The organism is Spirochaetota bacterium (genome assembly GCA_040756435.1).
In the GTDB taxonomy this organism is placed as follows: Bacteria; Spirochaetota; UBA4802; order UBA4802; family UB4802; genus UBA4802.
In genome coordinates this window covers 1-2644 of the sequence record JBFLZD010000116.1, presented here as the reverse complement: position 1 = coordinate 2644, position 2644 = coordinate 1, and the positions used below count along the sequence as shown (strand labels likewise).

General features: G+C 39.3%; 2 protein-coding genes. One reads left to right on the top strand and one right to left on the bottom strand.

What is annotated here, in order from left to right; all coding sequences use genetic code 11:
- The first annotated feature begins 278 nt into the window (after positions 1-278).
- Positions 279-1208, top strand: a complete 930-nt coding sequence (locus AB1444_16355; GenBank protein MEW6528226.1) for a hypothetical protein — start codon at positions 279-281, stop codon at positions 1206-1208.
- A 12-nt stretch (positions 1209-1220) separates the two neighbouring features.
- On the opposite strand, the gene AB1444_16350 is transcribed toward AB1444_16355, so the two are convergent.
- The coding region (locus tag AB1444_16350) for an ASKHA domain-containing protein (protein ID MEW6528225.1) at positions 1221-2644 on the bottom strand (1424 nt) is incomplete at its 5' end.

The window sequence follows — 2644 nt, the reverse complement described above, 5'->3', positions numbered from 1 at the left end:
GGGGTAAATTTGAAAAAAATATAAGATAGTGTACCCCCCCGCCGCCTCCGGCGGCGGGGGTGTACACTATATTCATTATGAAATTTTTTAAGGAATTATTGCTGTGTATTATTTATCATTGGTAAAAATAATATACAATTATCCTGAAACGTTTACGGTGTTGATGTATAGACACTTTAATTTTTGACAAATAATGCTTGAAAAAATATTTTTAAAGTACATAGTATAGTATGTCTGTAAAGAAACAAACAACACAAAAACAAAGGAAGGAAAAGAAAATGCCAGGAGATACTCGTTTTATTATTACACCACAGGTTAAACGCCAGATTATAGAAATAATAGATGAGCGTATAGGGCAGGTTCATGTTACAAAAGAAGATTTTTCAGAGTTAAAATCCATAGTTCGTGATCTAGCTGAAGCGCAACAGCGTACCGAAAAACGATTAGAAGAGTTAGCAGAGGCACAAAAGCGAACTGAGGAAGCTCAGCAGCGAACCGAAAAGCGTGTAGAAGAATTAGCAGAGGCACAGCAGCGTACCGAAAAGCGTGTAGAAGAATTAGCAAAGGCACAGCAGCGTACCGAAAAACGATTAGAAGAATTAGCAGAAGCACAGAAGCGAACTGAGGAAGCGCAGCAGCGTACCGAAAAACGATTAGAAGAGTTAGCAGAGGCGCAAAAGCGAACCGAGGAAGCACAGCAGCGTACTGAAAAACGTGTAGAAGAACTATCTGTATCAATGAAAGAGCTAGCTGAAGCACAGAAACGTGCCGAGGAACAGATAAGTAAATTAGCTAATGGATTACGAGAAACACGCATTCAATTAGGTGGTTTATCACGTAGTTTTAGCTATTCATTTGAAAATGAAGCATATAGAAACCTACCACAGGTTTTGCGTCAGAAATATGGATACGAGATAGTTGAAAAAATGGTACGGGCTGACATAGGTGGCAAAGAAATAAATTTTTTTGGGAAAGCTTTCAAAGATGGCAAGGAATTTTATATTGTGGGCGAATCTAAGATACGATTGGACGAAGGCGATTGGCGGCGTGAAGTTTTTGAAGATTTAGACAATAAGATAAACGTTGTTCGTAGTATATATGGTGATGTGCCTATTGTACCCATACTGGTAACCCATTTTGCCACAAATGCCTTTATAGATGAGGCCACACAAAAAGGAATCATTGTGGTTCAAAGTTATGAGTGGTAATGATGTTTAATATTAAAATCCCAGTGATTTGACATAAACATCATTAAATTCTTCATGCAATGATAAATCTATAGCCCTTATCCTTTTTTTGATAGCTTCTAGTTGGTGTATAAAATCTTTATTTCGTAGTGCTTCAATTGCCGCCATAAGTGATGTGTTGCCAACTGCATTGTATCGTGCGTTTTTAAAATGTGGTATAAACTGCAGGCGAGTAAAATTTTCAATGTTTACATTTTTGCCAAAAGCACCAGCTATATACACAGTATCTATATCGTGTTCGGTTAAACCAGCTTCTTTTAAAAGGATACGTGAAGCAGCTAAGCTTGCTCCTTTTGCCAGTTGAACATTGCGTATGTCAATCTGTGATAGTGTAATGGTGTTGAGTACATTCAGTGCCTTTATGGAATCAGTGTATTCTAATGCAATCTGATTGGTAAAGGTTTGGGGATATGTATCAGCAATTTTCCCGCTTTTATCTATCACACCAAGATCAAGCAAGATAGCAATCAAGTCCACCAGGGCTGTTCCGCTAATGCCTGCTGGTGTACCAATTGAGGTAAAGGTAATTTCCCCATTTTTCCGCATAAAATGTGTGATTGCACCTTCAGTTGCTGTCATGCCGCTTGATATGTTCATCCCTTCTAATGCTGGGCCCATAGCGCATGATGTAGCCAGTATAGTGCCGTCTTCTTTTATGATTGCCATCTCGCCATTGGTGCCAATATCAAAAAAGAAACTGTTTCCACCGGTTTGTGGTAGTATACCAAGGCCACCTACAAAGTCCCCACCTAAAAATGCGCTTACAATAGGCAAAATGGTTATAGTAGCTTCAGAAAATTTTTGTGTAATGGGGCGATAGTTCCGATAACTATCAAATATGGTTACTGGTGTACAGTATGGATACATGCCAAGTGGTGCTATGTCAATGCCTAACAACGAGTAGCTCATAACGGTATTGGCGGAAAAAGAAATTGATTTTATGATGTTTGATTCTGCTCTGGATATTTGGCAGGCTTTTGTAATGATTGATATAACTGCATCTACAAGAAGTTGAGTAAGTTTATGGGCAATGGTTGTATTGCTTGCATGGCTTATTCGAGTGATGACATCGTGACCAAAACGACGCTGAGGGTTAAGCAGCGTAATTTCAGGAAGCACAGTGTCAGTTGTCATATCAACAAATGCAATCTGTAAGGTAGTGGTGCCAATATCAACAGCAACACCGTATGCATGAGTGTGATTTAAAACAGGGTAGTGTATATATTCACGGATGCTATCAGCATAGACAGTTGCGTTGCCTTGGATAGTTGCGCGGCAGGCTAATCTCAAGGTACTATCGCCCAAACTTTTTTCAAAAGTATCAGGTTCTGAAAGTGCACCGGAGGCTTTTACCGCACATTTTTTACATATGCCTTTACCACCGCAGGGTGTATTAA